The sequence below is a fragment of the Streptomyces sp. NPDC101227 genome (genome assembly GCF_044767545.1).
Classification (GTDB): Bacteria; Actinomycetota; Actinomycetes; order Streptomycetales; family Streptomycetaceae; genus Streptomyces.
Genome location: NZ_JBIWOD010000003.1, coordinates 203,732 through 222,211 on the forward strand (window position 1 = coordinate 203,732; position 18,480 = coordinate 222,211).

General features: G+C 70.8%; 16 protein-coding genes. 6 read left to right on the top strand and 10 right to left on the bottom strand.

The window, feature by feature from the left end:
• Nucleotides 1-3 precede the first annotated feature (3 nt).
• Nucleotides 4-1,113, top strand: a complete 1,110-nt coding sequence (locus ACIRPT_RS07725) for a hypothetical protein (RefSeq protein ID WP_403823818.1) — start codon at nucleotides 4-6, stop codon at nucleotides 1,111-1,113.
• Between the two features lie 109 nt (nucleotides 1,114-1,222).
• Here the strand turns inward: ACIRPT_RS07725 and ACIRPT_RS07730 are convergent, their stop codons facing one another.
• The 6 genes from ACIRPT_RS07730 to pepN (ACIRPT_RS07755) all read right to left on the bottom strand — a co-directional run bounded on the left by ACIRPT_RS07730 (nucleotide 1,223) and on the right by pepN (ACIRPT_RS07755) (nucleotide 8,344).
• Nucleotides 1,223-2,638, bottom strand: a complete 1,416-nt coding sequence (locus tag ACIRPT_RS07730; protein ID WP_403823820.1) for a cytochrome P450 — start codon at nucleotides 2,636-2,638, stop codon at nucleotides 1,223-1,225.
• A complete protein-coding gene (locus ACIRPT_RS07735) occupies nucleotides 2,635-3,270 on the bottom strand; it encodes a GTP-binding protein (protein ID WP_403823823.1) in 636 nt (211 codons plus the stop codon). The genes ACIRPT_RS07730 and ACIRPT_RS07735 overlap by 4 nt, the downstream gene beginning before the upstream one ends.
• On the bottom strand, nucleotides 3,251-3,613 hold the full coding sequence (locus ACIRPT_RS07740) for a DUF742 domain-containing protein (protein WP_403823826.1): 363 nt from the start codon (nucleotides 3,611-3,613) through the stop codon (nucleotides 3,251-3,253). The genes ACIRPT_RS07735 and ACIRPT_RS07740 overlap by 20 nt, the downstream gene beginning before the upstream one ends.
• The gene (locus tag ACIRPT_RS07745; protein WP_403824615.1) at nucleotides 3,610-3,999 is read right to left on the bottom strand and encodes a roadblock/LC7 domain-containing protein; all 390 of its coding nucleotides are present in this window, start codon (nucleotides 3,997-3,999) and stop codon (nucleotides 3,610-3,612) included. Before ACIRPT_RS07745 ends, ACIRPT_RS07740 begins: the two co-directional genes overlap by 4 nt.
• Before the next feature lie 44 nt (nucleotides 4,000-4,043).
• Nucleotides 4,044-5,546, bottom strand: a complete 1,503-nt coding sequence (locus tag ACIRPT_RS07750; RefSeq protein ID WP_403823829.1) for a sensor histidine kinase — start codon at nucleotides 5,544-5,546, stop codon at nucleotides 4,044-4,046.
• Nucleotides 5,547-5,767: 221 nt separating this feature from the next.
• Nucleotides 5,768-8,344: an aminopeptidase N gene (gene pepN, locus ACIRPT_RS07755; protein ID WP_403823832.1), complete on the bottom strand. Its 2,577-nt coding sequence runs from the start codon at nucleotides 8,342-8,344 to the stop codon at nucleotides 5,768-5,770.
• Nucleotides 8,345-8,468: 124 nt separating this feature from the next.
• Here pepN (ACIRPT_RS07755) and ACIRPT_RS07760 point away from each other — a divergent pair, with 124 nt between their 5' ends.
• The 3 genes from ACIRPT_RS07760 (at nucleotide 8,469) to ACIRPT_RS07770 (ending at nucleotide 9,643) form a co-directional block, all read left to right on the top strand.
• On the top strand, nucleotides 8,469-8,699 hold the full coding sequence (locus ACIRPT_RS07760) for a ribbon-helix-helix domain-containing protein (RefSeq protein ID WP_403823835.1): 231 nt from the start codon (nucleotides 8,469-8,471) through the stop codon (nucleotides 8,697-8,699).
• Nucleotides 8,686-9,033, top strand: coding sequence for a type II toxin-antitoxin system PemK/MazF family toxin (locus ACIRPT_RS07765; protein WP_403823838.1), 348 nt, complete (start codon nucleotides 8,686-8,688; stop codon nucleotides 9,031-9,033). Before ACIRPT_RS07760 ends, ACIRPT_RS07765 begins: the two co-directional genes overlap by 14 nt.
• A 67-nt stretch (nucleotides 9,034-9,100) precedes the next feature.
• On the top strand, nucleotides 9,101-9,643 hold the full coding sequence (locus ACIRPT_RS07770) for a DUF1203 domain-containing protein (protein WP_403823840.1): 543 nt from the start codon (nucleotides 9,101-9,103) through the stop codon (nucleotides 9,641-9,643).
• 70 nt (nucleotides 9,644-9,713) lie between these two features.
• Here the strand turns inward: ACIRPT_RS07770 and ACIRPT_RS07775 are convergent, their stop codons facing one another.
• Entirely contained in the window at nucleotides 9,714-10,745 is a 1,032-nt protein-coding gene (locus ACIRPT_RS07775; protein WP_403823843.1) for an aspartate-semialdehyde dehydrogenase, read from the bottom strand.
• Between the two features lie 497 nt (nucleotides 10,746-11,242).
• On the opposite strand from ACIRPT_RS07775, the gene ACIRPT_RS07780 reads away from it, so the two are divergent.
• Nucleotides 11,243-12,991: a TIGR03767 family metallophosphoesterase gene (locus ACIRPT_RS07780; RefSeq protein ID WP_403823846.1), complete on the top strand. Its 1,749-nt coding sequence runs from the start codon at nucleotides 11,243-11,245 to the stop codon at nucleotides 12,989-12,991.
• Between the two features lie 90 nt (nucleotides 12,992-13,081).
• Here the strand turns inward: ACIRPT_RS07780 and ACIRPT_RS07785 are convergent, their stop codons facing one another.
• Together ACIRPT_RS07785 and pepN (ACIRPT_RS07790) are read right to left on the bottom strand one after the other, a co-directional pair.
• Complete coding sequence (locus tag ACIRPT_RS07785; RefSeq protein ID WP_403823849.1) at nucleotides 13,082-14,101, bottom strand: hypothetical protein; 1,020 nt, start codon at nucleotides 14,099-14,101, stop codon at nucleotides 13,082-13,084.
• Nucleotides 14,102-14,226: 125 nt separating this feature from the next.
• A complete protein-coding gene (pepN, locus tag ACIRPT_RS07790) occupies nucleotides 14,227-16,812 on the bottom strand; it encodes an aminopeptidase N (RefSeq protein WP_403823851.1) in 2,586 nt (861 codons plus the stop codon).
• Nucleotides 16,813-16,934: 122 nt separating this feature from the next.
• Here pepN (ACIRPT_RS07790) and ACIRPT_RS07795 point away from each other — a divergent pair, with 122 nt between their 5' ends.
• The gene (locus ACIRPT_RS07795; RefSeq protein WP_403823853.1) at nucleotides 16,935-17,579 is read left to right on the top strand and encodes a DsbA family protein; all 645 of its coding nucleotides are present in this window, start codon (nucleotides 16,935-16,937) and stop codon (nucleotides 17,577-17,579) included.
• A 143-nt stretch (nucleotides 17,580-17,722) separates the two neighbouring features.
• Here ACIRPT_RS07795 and ACIRPT_RS07800 read toward each other — a convergent pair whose 3' ends face one another.
• On the bottom strand, nucleotides 17,723-18,364 hold the full coding sequence (locus ACIRPT_RS07800) for a superoxide dismutase (RefSeq protein ID WP_340484056.1): 642 nt from the start codon (nucleotides 18,362-18,364) through the stop codon (nucleotides 17,723-17,725).
• Nucleotides 18,365-18,480: the final 116 nt, after the last annotated feature.

Sequence of the window (18,480 nt, forward strand, 5' to 3'; positions counted from 1 at the left end):
CCGATGCCCCCCGTGTACGCGACCGGCAGCGCGCCGTCCCGGATCGGCTGGGAACTCCCGCCGTTCTACTGTCCGTTCAACGCCTCGCTGGTCCACCCCAAGGCCAAAGACCTCGAGGCCGGGGCCATCGAGTGGATCGACCGCTTTGGGATCTACCCCGATCCCACCGAGCGGGCCTGGGGGCTCGCCACGCACAGTGCCGACTTCACCGCGCGGATCATTCCCTACGGCGAGGTCGAGCCGATGCTGCTGTTCGTGCAGTGGAACTACTGGGCCAATGCCGTCGACGACTGGCAGGACTCCGGCTCCACGGCGGTCAGCACGGCGGCGATCGCCGACCACAGTGTCCGGCTGATCAAGGCCATCGAGGCGCCCGGCTCCGCGCTGCTGCCGCCCTCGCCGCTCACCGCCGCGCTGGATGACCTGGTCGGACGAACGCGGGCCATGCTCGGCCCCTTCCAGCTGCGGCGGTTCGCCGAGGGGACGCGGGACTGGCTGCTCGGGGCGGGCTGGCAGACCGCCAACGCCGAGCGTGGCGTCATGCCCTCCCTGAACGACTTCTGCGCGATGCGGGTGTCGGTGAACGGGACGCGGTTCACGCTCACCTGGTGCGATGCGGCGAACGGGATCTCGGTGCCGGCCGATGAGCTGTACTCGGCTCCCGTGCAGGCGTTGACGGATGCGGCGGGGTTCATCGTGTCGTGCGACAACGACCTGTTCTCGTACAACAAGGAGGACCACCAGTCACCCCGTGAGCAGAACCTGCTGAATGTGGTGGCGGCCGCGTCGGGATGTTCGCCGCGGGAGGCGATGGGTCCCGCGGTGGCACTGCGGGACCGGGTGATGACGCTGTTCATCCGGGGGCACGAGCGGGTTGCGCGGGGAGCTTCCGCGGAGCTGCGGCGGTATCTGGATTCGCTGGCCCACTACGTGAGCGGGTGTATCGAATGGCAGAACGCGGCGCCACGGTACACGAGTCCGCGGAACCGCAATGCGCTCCCGGTGGAGGGGGCGTCGTACGACGTTGCGTGGAGCTCGGTTCCCCGGGACCCGGAGGTGGCCGCGCCCGGTATTCCGGCCATCGCCTGGTGGTGGGACGTGCTCAGGGATTAGCTCCCTGACCGCCCCTCACTCGGCCCCGTCCCTGGCCTCGCAGGCCGGAGGGGCCGCATCCTGCCGGTTGATGCCGGGCGGGCCGGTGGCTCGGCCCGCCCGGCGTGTGTCAGCGGAGCAACCGCGACCACCACGACCGGCGAGCCGGCGCCTTGGCAGGCGACGGGGGCCTGGGCATCTCAGCCGCCGCGGGCAGCGGTGACGACTGGGGCCGCACAGGGGTCGAACCCGTCACCTCGGACCCGCGGGGGGTGAACGTCACCGGCAGGCTCACCAGCTGATGCGACATCAGTGAGGCGGAACGCGTCAAGGAGCTTTCGGGGACGGCCAGTTCCAGATCGGGCAGCCGGGTCAGCAGGGTGTCGATCCCGGTGTCCGCGATCGCCCGTCCGATGTCCTGCCCGGGGCACTCGTGCGGCCCGCCGCTGAAGGCGAGGTGCGAGCGGTTGCCGTGCACGGGGGAGGTGAGGTCCGGGCGGATCTCGGGGTCCACGTTGCCCGCCGCGAGCCCGAGGAGCACCATGTCGCCCTCGCGGATCGCCGTGCCGCCGAGCACCGTGTCGCCCGTCGCCCACCGGCCCAGGATGGTGGTGAGCGGCGGCTCGTCCCACAGCACCTGTTCAAGGGCGTCCGGCAGCGTCATATGGCCGCCGGACAGGCTGGTCCGAAAGCGGCGGTCCGTGAGGACCATGCGGAGGGTGTTCGCGATCAGGTTGGCCGTCGTCTCGAACGCGGCGATGAGGACGAGACGGACATGCTCGAGAATCTCCTCGTCCGAAAGCGCCGCTTCCTGCCCGACCGTGCCGCCCCGCTGCACCCCCACTTCCAGGAGCCAGGACGTGAAGTCCCGGCCGGGCTGCTCCCGCTTGCGCTCGACCAGCCGGCGCAGCGCCTGGGTGATGTACTCGTTCGACCGGACGGCCGTGTCCGTCCCCTTGAGCATGTCGCGGGCCGCCTCCACGATCCGCGGGCCGTAGGACTCGGGCATGCCGACGAGCTGGGTCATCACCAGCATGGGGAGCTGCTCGGCGAAGTCCTGGACCAGGTCGGCGCGGCCGTTCTGTGCGAACTGGTCGATAAGCTGGTTCGCGAAGCGGGTGACGTAGCGGCGGATGCCCCGCCGGTCGAAGCGCTCGAGAGACTCGGTGACCGCGCCGCGCAGCCGCTCGTGCTCGGTGCCGTCCGCGAAGTTGCACACCGGCTGCCAGGCGGCGACGGGGGTGAGCGGATGGTCGGCCGGGACCCGGCCCTCGCGCAGGTCGCGCCAGCGCCGGGAGTCGCGGGAGAAGCGGGACGGCGTACGGGCCACGTCGAGGTTTTCGCGGTGGCCCAGGACCAGCCAGGCCGGCAGGTCGCCGTGGACCAGCACCGGGGCAACGGTGCCGTGTTCGGCCCGCAGCTTCTCGTACAGGCCGCGCGGATCCGCCTCCGCCTCGGGGCCGTAAAGCCTGCGGATCCCCTCGGCGCCGAGCCCGTGTGCGGGGCAGCCCGGGGGCGGGGCGGGGGACGGGTCGGGGGTGTTCACGAGGCCTCCGTGGGCACGGCCAGGGAATGCAGATAGCGCATCAGGGTCATCAGGACGTCACGGCTCGACGCCCGCAGGCGTGCGTCGCACTCGACGATCGGGACGGACGCGGGCAGGTCGAGGGCGCTGCGCAGCTCCTCGAGCGGGTAACCCGGCGCACCGGGGAAGGTGTTGACGGCCACCACGAACGGCACCCCGCGCTCCTCCAGGCGCCCGATCACATCGAAGCTCACCTCGAGGCGGCGGGTGTCGACGAGCACCACCGCACCGAGCGCGCCCTCGAACAGGCCGCGCCACAGGAACCAGAAACGCTCCTGCCCCGGTGTGCCGAACAGATAGAGCACCAGCTGCTCGTTGATGCTGATGCGGCCGAAATCCATCGCCACCGTGGTCGTGGACTTGCCCGCGACCCCGGCCGTGTCATCGACGCCCACCCCGGCCTGGGTCATCGTCTCCTCGGTGGTCAGTGGCCGGATTTCGCTGACCGACCCGACCAGGGTCGTCTTGCCGACCCCGAAACCACCGACGATCACCACCTTGACCGCGGCGGCCGCGGTCTCGGGCAGCACGTCCTCGCTCCGCGGCCCGGCAAGCTGCTGCCCGGTGGCCGGCTCAGAGCTTTTGAAGTCCATCGATCACTGCCTCAATCAACGCGATGTCGGGGAGTCGTGCGGGGGGCACCGGCGGCCGGGCGATGACCCGCTGCTCGGCGAGCAGATCGCTGAGCAGCACGGTCACCACACTGACCGGCAGGCCCAGATGCGCGGAGATCTCCGCGACGGACAGCGGCCGGTGGCTGATGCGGACGATCGCCGCCTGCTCCGGCTGCATCCCTGGCCGCGGCCCCGACCTGGCCACGATCAGGGTGACCAGGTCGAGCTCGGTGGGCGCCGACGAACCGCTGCGCCCTCCGGTGATCACATAGAGCCGCTCGGGCCCGTTCTCGTCCCATCCCTGGCCGGAGGGCTGGGTCACCTGGCGGCCTGCCCGTCCTGCCGCGGCGGGCTGCTGAGGTGCTCTCCGATCCGCAGTACGAGGTCACGCATGCGCTGCCCCATCAGGCCCGCGTCCACGCCGTCGTCGGCCAGCACCGCGAGATACGCGCCCGCGCCCGCCGCCATCAGATAGAAGAAACCGCCGTCCATCTCGATGACGACGAGCCGCATCCGCCCCTCGCTGTGCGGGAGTTCGGCCGCGACCGCGCCCGCGAGGCTCTGCAGTCCCGCGCAGGCCGCGGCGAGGCGGTCAGCCGCGTCGGTGTCCCCGCCGTGCTGTGCCATGCGCAGGCCGTCCGCGGAGAGCACCACCACCTGGCGGGTCTGCGGGACGCTGTCGGCCAGGTCCTTGAGCATCCAGTCCATGGTGCCGGCGCTGCCGGCGTAACCCAGGTGGTCCTGCTGCTGCATCACTGCTCGTTCCCCTTGCTTGCCGACGCGGGCGCCGAGGCGGCGACGTCGCGGTCGTGATCCTGATCCGGCGTGGTCTCGACGTTCTTCGTGCTCTCGCCCGACACGGCGTTCTGGAACGCGGCGAGCCACATGCCGGGCTGGACGGCGCTCGCGGAGTCGGTCGTGGGAGTCGGCCCGGCCGGGGCCGACGCCGACTGCGGCGGGGCGACCGGGTTCTTGCGGCGGCGTTGCGGCAGGCCGTTCGCCGTGCGTTCGGTGACCACGGGCGCCTCCGGGTCCATGGTCGGGCCGGTGACGGCACGCTCCGCCGGCATCCGCGCCGAAGGGGCTTCCGCGGCGAGCCGCGGCCCGGACGACGTACCGATGCCGTGCGCGCGTCCCGTGGCGCCGGCCGTCGTGGTGATGAGCCCCTGCGGGACGATCAGCACGGCCCGCACACCGCCGTACGCCGACGGCCGCAGTGACACCTGGAAGCCGTACACCTGGGCCAGCCGCCCGACCACGGCGAGGCCGAGGCGCGGGGTCTCACCGAGGTCGTTGACGTCGATGCCCTGCTGGGCCTGGAGCAGCATCCGCTCGGCGCGGGCGCGCGCCTCCTCGCTCATCGAGACGCCGCCGTCCTCGATCTCGATGGCGATCCCCGACTGGACGTCGACGGCGGTGAGATGGACACGAGTGGTGGGCGGCGAGTAGCGGGTGGCGTTGTCGAGCAGCTCGGCAAGGGCGTGGATCAGCGGTTCGACGGCGGTGCCGACGACGGCGATGTCGGAGACCGAATGCAGCTCGACGCGCTGGTAGTCGATGATCCGGGACATTGCGCCACGGAGCACGGAGTAGAGGGGCACGGCCTTCGACCACTGGCGGCCCGGGCGGGCGCCACCGAGGACGGCGATGGAGTCGGCGAGCCGGCCGATCAGCGCGGTGCCGTGGTCGAGCCGGAGCAGATCGCCGAAGACATCCGGGCGCTGCCCGTGCCGGTCCTCCATTTCCCGCAGTTCCTGGGCCTGTTGGTGCACGATGGCCTGAACCCGGCGGGCGATGTTCACGAAGGCGCGCTGCGCGGAGTCGCGCAGGTCCTCCTCGGCGGCCACCGCGTCGAGCACCGAGCGCAGCACCGCGAGGTGGGCGGCCGGGGCGTCGAGTCCGGTCAGCACCTCTTCGGGGAACTCCCCGGCCCGCAGTCTGCCGACCACGTCGGGTAGCAACTGCTCGGCGAGCCGTACGGTTTCGGCCTCCTGATGGGCGAGGGCCTCCTGTTGGGCGGCGGCCGTGGCCTCCAGCTCGGCTATTCGGCGGGCCCTGCGGTGGGCCTCGCCGCAGGCGACGGCGGTGAGGGCGACAGCCACCACACCGAGGACGGCGACCGTCGCACACGCGGAGGCCGGGCCCAGCGCCGCAGTCGCGGCGGTGGCCACCGTGAGGGCGGCGGGCGGCAACAGCCACAAAGGGAAGGGGGACTTGGGATTTCCCGGGGACGTCCCCGCGCTCACCCTCTGCACTGCAACTCCCGTAACGCGGCCGACGATCACCTTACGGTTTCGTAGCGTAACGCTTTCGAGTGAGTGGAGTTGACGGTCGGCCTGAGTGTTGGCGCGTTCTGTATGGGCAGCGGGCGGCAGTTCAGACGCCTGCAACACGCCCTTCATCGACCCCGGAAGGAATCCGGAAATGCCCGGCACCGGGGCGGATCACCACCCCGGTGCCGGTATCAGCCGATGGATCAGGCAGCCGCAGCATCCGCCGCCTGTGCCTTCAGCGCCCGCTCGATGCCCGAGCGCGACTCGGTCATCAGGCGGCGCAGGGCCGGGCTCGGACCGGCCGAGGCCAGCCAGGCGTCCGTGGCGTCCAGGGTCTCCTGGGAGACCTGGAGCGCCGGGTAGAGCCCGACGGCGATCTGCTGCGCCATCTCATGGCTGCGCGCGTCCCAGACGCTCTTGACCACGTCGAAGTACTTCGCGGTGTAGGGCGCCAGCAGCTCCCGCTGATCGGTCTGGATGAAGCCGCCGATGACGGCCTCCTGGACGGCGTTGGGGAGCTTGTCGGACTCCACGACCGAGCTCCAGGCCTCCGCCTTGGCCTCCGCCGTCGGCCGCGCCGCGCGGGCCGTGGTCGCATGACGCTCGCCCGCCGAGGTCTTGTCCCGCTCCAGCTCCGCCGCGATGGCCTTCTCGTCCGCGCGCCCGGTGCCCGCCAGCCGCTGCAGCAGCGACCACCGCAGCTCGGTGTCCACGACCAGGCCCTCGATGGTCTCGGTGCCGTCCAACAGCCCCTGAACTACGTCGAGTTGACCGGTCGTACGGGCCGCGGCGGCGAACGTGCGGGCCCAGGCCAGCTGGTGGTCGCTGCCGGGCGCGGCGGCCTTGAGCTGCTCGTGGGCGAACTCGGTCCAGGCCGCCAGGCCCGTCTCGCGCCACGCGGGGTCCGCGTACAGCTCCAGCGCCAGCTTCACCTGACGGTGCAGCGACTGGACGACGCCGATGTCCGACTCCTTGCCGATGCCGGACATCACCAGCGACAGATAGTCGCGGGTGGGCAGTTCGGCGTCCCGCGTCATGTCCCAGGCCGACGCCCACGACAGCGCGCGCGGCAGCGACTCGGTGAAGTCGCCGAGGTGCTCGGTGACGACCTTCAGCGACTCCTCGTCCAGGCGGACCTTCGCATACGACAGGTCGTCGTCGTTGAGGAGGACGACGGCCGGCCGCTTGGTGTTCTCCGGGAACGGCACCTCGGTCAGCTCACCGTCCACGTCCAGCTCGATCCGGCTCGTGCGGACGAGCTTGCCGTCCTGGTGGTCGTAGCAGCCGATCGCGATCCGGTGCGGGCGCAGTACGGGCTCGCCCTTCGCGCCGGCCGGCAGCGCCGGGGCCTCCTGCCGCACCGCGAAGGAGGTGACGACGCCGCTCGCGTCCACCTCGATCTCCGGCCGCAGGATGTTGATGCCCGCCGTCTCCAGCCACTTCTTCGACCAGGTCTTCAGATCGCGGCCGGAGGTCTCCTCCAGCGCGCCCAGCAGATCGCTCAGCCGGGTGTTCCCGTACGCATGCGCCTTGAAGTAGGCCTGCACGCCCCGGAAGAACTCATCCATGCCGACGTACGCCACGAGCTGCTTGAGGACGGACGCGCCCTTGGCGTAGGTGATCCCGTCGAAGTTCACGAGGACGTCGTCGAGGTCGCGGATCTCGGCCATGATCGGGTGGGTGGACGGCAGCTGGTCCTGCCGGTACGCCCAGGTCTTCATGGAGTTGGCGAACGTCGTCCACGAGTGCGGCCACTTCGAGCCCGGCGCGTAGGCCTGGCAGGCGATCGAGGTGTAGGTGGCGAACGACTCGTTCAGCCACAGGTCGTTCCACCACTCCATGGTGACCAGGTCGCCGAACCACATGTGCGCCAGCTCGTGCAGGATCGTCTCCGCGCGCACCTCGTACGCCGCGTCCGTCACCTTCGAGCGGAAGACGTACTGGTCGCGGATGGTGACCGCGCCCGCGTTCTCCATCGCGCCGGCGTTGAACTCCGGCACGAAGAGCTGGTCGTACTTGGCGAACGGGTAGGCGTAGTCGAACTTCTCCTGGAACCACGCGAAGCCCTGCCGGGTGACCTCGAAGATCGCGTCCGCGTCCAGGTGCTCGGCGAGGGAGGGCCGGCAGTAGATGCCCAGCGGCACCGACCGCCCGTCTTCCTCGTAGGTGCTGTGCACGCTGTGGTACGGGCCGACGATCAGCGCCGTGATGTACGTGGAGATCCGCGGCGTCGGCTCGAAGCGCCATACGGTCCCGTCGGCGCCGCCCGGCTCCGGGGTCGGCGAGTTGGAGATCACCGTCCAGCCCGCGGGCGCCTTCACCGTGAACTGGAACGTCGCCTTCAGGTCCGGCTGCTCGAAGGAGGCGAACACCCGGCGCGCGTCCGGCACCTCGAACTGCGTGTAGAGGTAGGCCTGCTGATCCACCGGGTCGACGAACCGGTGCAGCCCCTCCCCGGTGTTGGTGTACGCACAGTCGGCGACGACCTTCAGCTCGTTGCGTCCCGCCCGCAGCCCCGCCAGCGCGATCCGCGAATCCTTGAACACCGCGGCCGCATCCAGCGCTTCACCGTTGAGCACGACCTCGTGCACGGCCGGCGCCACCAGATCGATGAAGGTCTCCGTGCCCGCCTCGGCCGCATCGAAGCGCACCGTCGTGACGGACCGGTAGGTCCCGCCCTCCTGCGCACCGGAGAGGTCGAGATCGATCTCATACGCGTCCACGCTCAGCTGCCGCGCCCGCTGCTGCGCCTCGTCGCGGGTCAGATTCGTGCCAGGCACCCGGCCATCTCCTTCGCATTCGTCATCGCATGGGACTCTTCGGCCATCCTTCCACGATCACCTGGATGGGCGAGGGGTAGTAATTGAAGTAGTGCATCGGTAGCTATCTGGGTAGCATCAGGGTATGAAGATTAGTGTGAGCCTGCCGCAGGAGGATCTCGCCTTCGTCGACGAGTACGCGACGAGAACGGAAGCCGAGTCGCGGTCCGCAGTGATACACGCCGCCATTGAGCTGTTGCGTGCGGCGGAGCTCGAAGCGGAGTACACGGAGGCCTTCGAGGAGTGGGACGCGAGCGAGGACGCGGCGCTGTGGGACCGGACGACCAAGGATGGGCTTGCCAATGAGGCGTGGTGACATCTACATGGCCGACCTGGAGCCGGCGCGCGGCAGCGAGGCCAACAAGATCCGCCCGGTCGTGATCGTGTCCAACAATGGCGCCAATCAGTCGGTCGAGCGCAACGGCCGGGGTGTGCTCACGGTGATTCCCCTGACGTCCAACACCTCGCGTGTCCTCACCTTCCAGGTCTTTCTCCGCGCCGATGAGTGTCGTCTGCCCAAGGACTCGAAGGCTCAGTGCGAACAGGTCCGCGCCGTCACTCCGGAGCGCATGGTCCAGAGGGTCGGCTCGGTGCCCCGGCAGCGCATGACGGAGATCGACGTGGCGCTGCGCCGGCATCTGGCGCTCTGAAGGAGCGGCCGATCGTCCCGTCCGAATCCCGCCAGCACCGGGCGAGCAAAAGTCGCAAACTGGCCACATGATCAAGCGCATCCCGGGCTCCGCCCTTCGCTACACCCCCTGTCCCATCCCTCCCCTCACGCTCAAGGAACTCCAGGACGCCGACGACGCCGGCCGGCCGCTCGAACCGTTCACCGCGGGCGAGGACGGCGGCCCGGACTGCCTCGGCAGTCCGCTCCGCTGCTGTCTGCGGGACATCGAGGCCGGTGAGCGGGTCGCGCTCGTCTCCTATGCGCCGTTGCGGCGATGGGCGGCGGCCACCGGGGCCGAGCCAGGCGCGTACTGCGAGCTGGGGCCGGTGTTCATCCACGCCGAGGCATGCGGCGGGCCGGACGCGGCCGCCGAGGGGTATCCGTTCGCGCGGCCGGGCGCACTGCGGACGATCCGCCGCTACAACGCCGAAGGGCAGATCATCGGCGGCCGGTTCTTCGAGGTCCCGGAGGACGCCGACGCAGGGTTCGACGCCGTCTTCGCCGAGGCCTTCGCCGACCCGGACGTGGCGCTCGTGCACGTCCGGGCACTGGAATACGGCTGCTTCCAGTTCGAGGTACGGCGCCCCTGAGACGGGTCCGGTGGTGCCATGAAACGGCGAGGGCCCGTACGAGTCTCCGTACGGGCCCTCTTCGGCTACATCAGCCGCGCAGCTCCGCCGCGACCAGCTCCGCGATCTGGACGGCGTTCAGCGCCGCGCCCTTGCGGAGGTTGTCGTTGGAGACGAACAGCGACAGGCCGTTCTCGGCGGTCTCGTCGGCGCGGATGCGGCCCACGAAGGACGCGTCCTGGCCGGCCGCCTCGAGCGGGGTCGGCACGTCGGAGAGGGTGACGCCGGGGGCGCCGGCCAGCAGCTCCTGGGCGCGGGCGGGGCTCAGCGGACGCGCGAAGCGGGCGTTGATCTGGAGGGAGTGGCCGGTGAAGACGGGGACCCGGACGCAGGTGCCGGAGACCTTCAGGTCCGCGATCTCCAGGATCTTGCGGCTCTCGTTGCGGAGCTTCTGCTCCTCGTCGGTCTCGTTCAGACCGTCGTCGACGATGGAGCCGGCCATCGGCAGCACATTGAAGGCGATCGGGGCGACGTAGGTGTCGGGCTTGGGGAACTCCACCGCCGCGCCGTCGTGCACCAGCTTGGTGGCCTCCTGGTCGATGACCTTACGGGCCTGCCCCTCCAGCTCCGCCACGCCGGCCAGCCCGCTGCCGGACACCGCCTGGTAGGTGGCGACGACCAGCGAGACGAGGCCGGCCTCGTCGTGCAGCGGACGCAGCACCGGCATCGCGGCCATCGTCGTGCAGTTCGGGTTGGCGATGATGCCCTTGGGGCGGTCCGTGATCGCCTGCGGGTTCACCTCGGAGACGACGAGCGGGACGTCGGGGTCACGGCGCCAGGCCGAGGAGTTGTCGATCACGACGGGGCCGGCGTTGGCGACCTTCTCCGCCAGCGCCTTGGAGGTGGCGCCACCGGCGGAGAAGAGCACGATGTCCAGGCCCGAGTAGTCGGCGGTGGCCGCGTCCTCGACCGTGATCTCGGTGTCCTGCCAGGGCAGCGTGCGTCCGGCGGACCGGGCCGAAGCGAACAGGCGCAGCTGCTCGACCGGGAAGCTCCGCTCGGCGAGAATGCCCCGCATCACGCCGCCGACCTGTCCGGTGGCTCCGACGATTCCGATCCTCATGGGACTCCTTCTTTCGCGACCTGATGGAGATGTCTGCTGGGAACACCTGCTCAGTAGTGCTCCCATCATGTGTGTGACACCCGTCGCCTTGTCCAATCCGTTCCATTCTGTGGAGCGTGGGCAGGCGGATCCGGAGCGGGTCCGGTACGGCCGGACGGGCGGCAGTCCTCACGGAGGGTGACCGCTGGGCGGCTGATGGTGACGGCCGTGGTGGCCGTGGTGGCTGTGGCGGCGACTGGGATGGCGGCTGTCTGTCGGGGTGGGGCCGGCCGGGTTACCCCGGTACATGAACACCGGATGACCGTCATGCGTTGCCGCGGGCCGATCGCGATGGCCGGTCGATGACGGCCACGGCGGTCGGTGATCCCTGTGCGGTGATGGGCAAACGACGTTGCGGTGCCGTTCACTCGCAGGTCATCCCCGATGCCAACGATCCCAGGTGACAGGGCAGTTGTGCTGCCCGGCCGCCTTCGCGTTCGCACCCGGGGAGTTCGCGCATGTCCCGCATACGGTCCGCCGCCGCCACTCTCGATCGCCGTACCTTCCTCGCCGCCACCGGCGCCGTCGGCGCCGCCGCCGGGCTCGGGCTGACCCTCGGCCCCGGCGGCGACCGGCCCGCCGCGGCCGCCACCGTCGCCCCGGGCCCGGCCCCCGCCGCCCCCGTCCCGGTCGTCGCCCCCGCCGTCCCCCACGCCCCGTACACCAAGGGCACCACCCTCGGCGGGGTGGCCACCCCGCGCGGCACCTCCGGCTACCGCCGGCTCGCCGACGGCCCCGCCTGGAACCGGGTCGTGCGCGCCGAGCTGGCCGGCGCCCGCGCCGGGCGCGACCGGCGCCGCACCGCGCTGGCCTCCTTCGTCCAGTTCACCGACCTGCATCTGGTCGACGTGCAGAGCCCGCTGCGCTACGAGTACCTGCGCGCCGAGACCGCGAGCGCCTGGCGGCCTCAGGAGGCGCTCTCCGTCGCCGGGGTGATCTCGCTGATCGAGCGGGTCAACGCGCTGCCGGGCGGGCCCGCCACCGGCGCACCGCTGTCCTTCGTGATGACCACCGGGGACAACACCGACAACAACTCCAAGCTGGAGCTGGAGTGGTTCCTGACGGCCATGAGCGGCGGCCGGATCACCCCGAACTCCGGCAACCCGCGCCGCTACGAAGGCGTCCAGGACAGCGGCCTGACCCTGTACTGGCAGCCGGACAGCGCCCTGCGCGACGCCGACAAGAAGCTGGGGTTCCCGCGGCTCGACGGGTTCCTCGACGCCGCGATCCGCACCGTCCACAGCCCGGGACTGCGGCTGCCCTGGTACTCCACGGTCGGCAACCACGACTCGCTGCCCGGCGGCTGCTACGCGCCCGGCGACCCCTTCTGGACCGAGATCGCCACCGGCGGCCGCAAGCTGGAGGCGCTGCCGTCCGCCGAGGCCGCGAAGGTGTGGAAGGCGGTCAAGAACGGCCTCGACCCCAAGGGGGAGGACTTCAAGCGGCTGCTCAAGGCGCATGCGAAGCAGGCCCGCCCGGTCACCCCCGACGAGCGGCGCGCCCCCTTCACCCGCGCGGAGTACCTCAAGGCCCACCTCGACCCGGCCCGCACCGGCCCCGGCCCGCACGGCCACGGCTACACCGCCGCCCATCTCGCCGAGGACCGGCTCTACTACACCTTCCCCGTCTCCGACCACGTCCTGGGCATCAGCCTGGACACCACCGACCCCGGCGGCCACTACACCGGCTCCATCGGCGACGGCCAGCTGCGCTGGCTCCAGCGGGTGCTGAAGGAGGAGAAGAAGGGCGCGGGCCGCCACGTCCTGGTCTTCAGCCACCACACCAGCAAGACCATGAACAACACCCGGCCCGACCCGGCCCACCCGCACGAGAAGCGGCACGGCGGCGCGGAGCTGGTCGAGCTGCTGGCCGCCCACCCCTCCGTCGTCGGCTGGATCAACGGCCACAGCCACAAGAACGACATCACCGCGCACGGCAGCTTCTGGGAGGTGTCCACCGCCTCGCACATCGACTTCCCGCAGCTGGCCCGGGTCATCGAGCTGGTGGACAACCACGACGGCACGCTCTCGCTGTTCACGACGCTGGTCGAGTCGGCGGCCCCGCACCGTACGGACTTCACCGACCTCTCCCAGACGGGACTGGCGGCCCTCTACCGGGAGCTGTCGTTCAACGCGCCCGAGGCCCGTACGGACCTGGCGGGCACGGCCCGGGACCGCAACGTCGAGCTGCTGCTGAAGCGCTTCTAGCGCCGTACGGCGTGGTGGACCGGGGCAGGAGCCGTTGTGGGTTGCGGTGATTGGTGGGCTGATAGCCGGGGTGTCCGGGCCGGGGCCCCGCTAACGGGGCAGCACGACCACATACGCGCTCGGCTCCCGGTCGGCGGCCGCCATCAGGGCCGTACGGACCACCGCGGCCTGCTGGCCGGGGGCATCGCGCAGGGCGCGCGGCAGGCAGCGCACCACCGTGATGCCCAGCCGCTCCAGGTGCTCGCGCTTGTGGTCGTACGGGGAGTGCAGCGGGTCCTCATCGGGGCGCTGGGCGCGGGTGTCGATCTCCAGGGCCACCGAGTGCTCGGGCCAGTACGCGTCCACGCCGCCCAGGTGGGGTCCGCCCGGCAGCCGCAGATCGACGTTCCAGAGCGGGTCGGGCAGGCCGTGGTGGTGCACCATCGCGTACAGCCGCTGTTCGGCCAGCGCCCGGCCCTCGGCCATCAGGGTGTCCACCGCGTCCACCACATGCGGCCGGGTCAGCAGCCGCGCCCGGCTCAGCTCCCGTACCAGCGCGGCCGCTTCGCAGTGCCCGCCGCGTACCGCCTCGGTCAGCAGCCGGCGGACCGAGGAGGCGTCGGTGAGTTCGGCGACCGCGTCCGCGAGCGCGCGGGCGACCGGCGCGGTCGGGACGCCGGTGACGTCCTGCGGCGTCGGCATCTCCACCGTCCGGACGATCTTGGCGAAGCCGGTCGAGCGCAGCCGCCGGGTGCGGGCGACCAGCACCTCGATGCGGTCGAGCGCGAGCAGCGGGGGAGCGGTGGTGAAGCCGTACAGGGCGAGCGCCGCCAGCCCGGTGATCATCGCCGCCGGGGCGTCGGGCTGCCCGCCCTGGCAGGGCACGGTCGGCCCCCGGTGGCGGGCGTACAGCAGCACCGCGTGCAGCCGTTCCTCGCTGGTGGGCGCTCCCGGGTGCAGCAGATACACACCGGGCAGGACCGGCTGCCAGGGGCCGCCGGGCCGGCACCGTTCGGTGATCTCCGCGGGCAGCACGCCGTGCTCACGCAGCTGCCGGGTGGTCAGCACCCGGCACTGGACGTCGGCGAGGTGGCGGAGGGGGAGCGGGGAGAGCGGTGTGTCGTGGTTCATGACCCCGCACTTTCCCGCGCCCGCTCCGCCCGCTAACCGCTGTTACACGCCCGTACCACAAACCGGACAACCCTGTCCTAAAGTACGGGCGTTCGACTGCCGAGAAGGGCTGGTCGGGGCGGGGGTTACGGCCTGGGCGCGGCCGCCTCGTCACAAGCCTGTGCGCGCAGCGCGCGGGCAAGATCGTCCCGCTCCTCCGAGACCATCCGGCGCAGCGCCGGCGCCGCGTCCGCGTGCCCGTCCAGCCAGGCGTCCGCGGCGTCCAGCGTGGACTGCGCCACCAGCCAGGACGGGAACAGCCCCCGCACCACCGACATCGCGATCTCGATGGACCGCTCCTGCCACACCCGCTCGATCGCCGCGAAGTAGCGCGGCGCGTACGGCGCCAGCAGCTCCCGCTGCCCGAACTGCACGAACCCGCTGATGGTGGCCTCCACCAGGGCGTTCGAGAGCGCATCGGAGTCGACGACATCGGCCCAGGCCTGCGCCTTGACCTCGGCGGCCGGCCGGGCGGCCAGGCAGCGGATCTGGTGGCGCCGGCCCGAGGCGGTGTCGTCGCGGGCCAGCTCGGCGGCGATGACGGCCTCGTCCGCTGCGCCGTGCGCGGCCAGCGGCTCCAGGAACGTCCAGCGCAGCTCCTGGTCCACCTCCAGGCCGTCGATCTTCGCGCTGCCGTCCAGCAGGCCGCGCAGCAGCTGCAGATCGGCCGGGCTGGAGGCGATCGACGCGAAGTGCCGGGCCCAGGCCAGCTGATGGCCGCTGCCCGGCTCGGCCGGCCGCAGCTCGCGCAGCGCGCCCTCGGCCAGCTCCCGGGTGGCTTCCGCGCGGCGCTCGGGGGCGGAGTAGAGCTCCAGCGCCGTACGGGCCTGGGTGTGCAGCGACTGGAGCACGCCGATCTCGGTCTCCCGGCCCGCGAAGCGCAGCACCAGGTCCAGGTAGTCGCGGGCCGGCATCAGCCCGTCGCGGGTCAGGCCCCACAGCGCGGCCCAGCACAGGGCCCGCGCCAGCGGGTCGACGAGCTCACCGAGCCGGGCCCGCAGGGTGGCCAGCGATTCCGCGTCGAACCGGGTCTTGCAGTACGTCAGATCGTCGTCGTTGACCAGGATCAGCTCGGGCCGCTCGGTCCCGGCCAGCTCCGTGACGACCGTACGCGGTCCCGCGACATCCGCCTCGGCGCGGGCGTAGCGCACCAGCGCGCCGTCCTCCTGGCGCCGGTAGAGGCCCACCGCGACACGGTGCGGCCGCAGCTGCGGGTGTGCGGCCGGGGCCTCCTGGAAGATGCTCAGCTCGGTGATCCGGTCCTGGGCGTCATAAGTGGCCTGCGGCGTGAGGGAGTTGACCCCCGCCGTCTCCAGCCAGGCCCGCGACCAGGCGGCCATGTCCCGCCCCGAGGTCTCCTCCAGCACCGCCAGCAGATCCGTCAGCCGGGTGTTCCCGTACGCATGCCGCTTGAAATACCGCCGCGCGCCCTCGAGGAACGCGTCCTGCCCCGCATACGCCACCAGCTGCTTGAGCACCGAGGCGCCCTTGGCATACGTAATGCCGTCGAAATTCAGCTTGGCGTCCTCCAGGTCACGGATATCCGCGGTGACCGGGTGGGTGGACGGCAGCTGATCGGCGCGATAGGCCCACGACTTACGCCGGTTGGCGAAGGTGATCCAGCCGTTGCGGAAGCGCGTCGCCCCCACCAGCGAGAACGCCCCCATGAAGTCCGCGAACGACTCCTTGAGCCACAGATCGTCCCACCACTGCATGGTCACCAGGTCGCCGAACCACATATGCGCCATCTCGTGCAGGATGACGTTGGCCCGGCCCTCGTACGAGGCCTCGGTGACCTTCCCCCGGAAAATGAATTCCTCCCGGAAGGTCACACACCCCGGGTTCTCCATGGCGCCGAGGTTGTATTCCGGCACGAAGGCCTGGTCGTACTTCCCGAACGGATAGGGGTAGTCGAAGTGGTCGTGGAAGAAATCCAGGCCCTGCTTGGTGACGGTGAAGATGTCGTCCGCGTCGAAATGCCGCGCCAGCCCCTTTCGGCACAGCGCACCCAGCGGGATCTCCAGCTCGCTGCCGTCCTCCAGGGTGCGGTGGTAGCTGTCGGTGACGTAGTGGTACGGGCCGGCGACCACGGCCGTGATGTACGTCGAGATCGGCCGGGTCGTGGCGAACCGGTGGCGGCCGTCCTCGGGCTCGCCCTCCTCGGCGCCGTTGCTGAGCACGACCCACCCCTCCGGGGCGGTCACCTCGAAGCTGAACGGAGCCTTCAGATCCGGCTGTTCGAAATTCGCGAAGACCCGGCGGGCGTCGGCCGGTTCGTACTGGGTGTAGAGGTAGACCTCGCCGTCCTCGGGGTCGACGAAGCGGTGCAGCCCCTCGCCGGTACGGCTGTAGGCGCACTGCGCGTCGACGACCAGGGTGTTCTCGGCGGCCAGCCCCTCGAGCGCGATCCGGGTGCCGTCGAAGACCGCGGCCGGGTCCAGCTCGCGGCCGTTGAGGGTGACGGAGGTGACGGAGGGGGCGAGCAGATCCGCGAACGTCGACGCTCCGGGCTCGGCGCAGCGGAAGCGGATGGTGGTCCGGGAGCGGAAGGTGGCGGCGGCCTCGCCGCGCTGCACCGCTGAGCGGACATCCAGCGCCACGTCGTACCCGTCGACGCTCAGCAGTTGCCCCCGCGTGCGGGCCTCGTCCCGGGACAGATTCTCACCTGGCACGACGTGACTCCCTCGTCCTCGTCTCGAATATCGAACACTGGGAATCATGGCACGGTGCGGGGTTGTTGAACCGTGCGAACCGTCCCCGGAACACCACCGCGCAGCTCGCAAGAGGAGATCCCGTGTCCCAGACCGCGAAGACCCCCGCCGACTTCTGGTTCGACCCGCTGTGCCCGTGGGCGTGGATGACCTCCCGCTGGATGCTGGAGGTGGAGAAGGTCCGCCCGGTCGAGGTGCGCTGGCATGTGATGAGCCTGGCGGTGCTCAACGAGGACAAGCTCGACCAGCTGCCCGAGGAGTACGCGGAGAACATGCGCCCCGGCGGCAAGGCCTGGGGCCCGGTCCGGGTGGTGATCGCCGCCCAGCAGCTGCACGGCGACGAGGTCGTCGGCAAGCTCTACACGGCGCTCGGCACGCGCTTCCACAACGCCGGCGAGGGGATCAGCCGCGAGTCGATCGCGGCCGCGATCGAGGACGCCGGGCTGCCCGCCGAGCTGATCGAGTACGCCGACAAGGACACCTACGACGACGAGCTGCGTGCCTCGCACAAGGCGGGCATCGACCTCGTCGGCCAGGAGGTCGGCACCCCGGTCATCGCGGTGCCCGGTTCCGACGGCGACCAGATCGCCTTCTTCGGCCCGGTCGTCACTCCGGCCCCCAAGGGCGAGGAGGCGGCCAAGCTCTGGGACGGCACGCTGATGGTGGCGTCCATCCCCGGCTTCTACGAGATCAAGCGGACCCGGACGCAGGGCCCGATCTTCGACTGACCGCCGCGCGGCGCCCGCGCCGCCCCACCGGCATGGGAAGGCCCCCGGACGTATCGGACGTCCGGGGGCCTTCCGTCATTCCGCCTGCCGGGTGAAGGGTGAGAAGACGATCACGAGGCAGGACGACCGGTGGCGTTACGCCGTCACGGCGCCAGCAGCAGGTTGTTCGCGCGCTGCTTGGCGGACGCGTACCGCTTGGCGACGTCCTGCCAGTTGACGACCTGCCACATCGCCTCGATGAAGTCGACCTTCTGGTTCTTGTACTGGAGGTAGAAGGCGTGCTCCCAGGCGTCGAAGACCAGGATCGGCACCGAGCCCTGGCCGACGTTGCCCTGGTGGTCGTAGATCTGCTCGACGATCAGCCGGCCGGTCACCGGCTCGTAGGCGAGGACGCCCCAGCCGGAGCCCTGGGTGGTGGCGGCGGCCTTGGTCAGCTGCGCCTTGAACCCGGCGTACGACCCGAAGCTCTCCGCGATGGCGTCGGCCAGCTCGCCCACGCCGTCCTTCTCGTGCGGCTCGCCGCCGCCGTCGCCGGTCATGTTGTGCCAGTAGATGCTGTGCAGGATGTGCCCGGAGAGATGGAACGCGAGGTTCTTCTCGAGGCCGTTGATGTTGCCCCAGGCTTCCTTGTCGCGCGCCTCGGCAAGCTGCTCCAGCGTGTCGTTCGCGCCCTTCACATACGCCGCGTGGTGCTTGTCGTGGTGCAGCTCGATGATCTCGGGGCTGATGACCGGGGCCAGCGCCGCGTAGTCGTAGGGGAGTTCCGGAAGTGTGTAGGTCGCCATGCCGATCCCGCCTCCAAGCTGCGTACATGCAGTAGTTGCAAACAATGTGCAAGAGCACGCTACCAGCAGGAGTGATCACGGGCCGGGCGCGGGGACCGGCCTGGTCCCAAAGACGG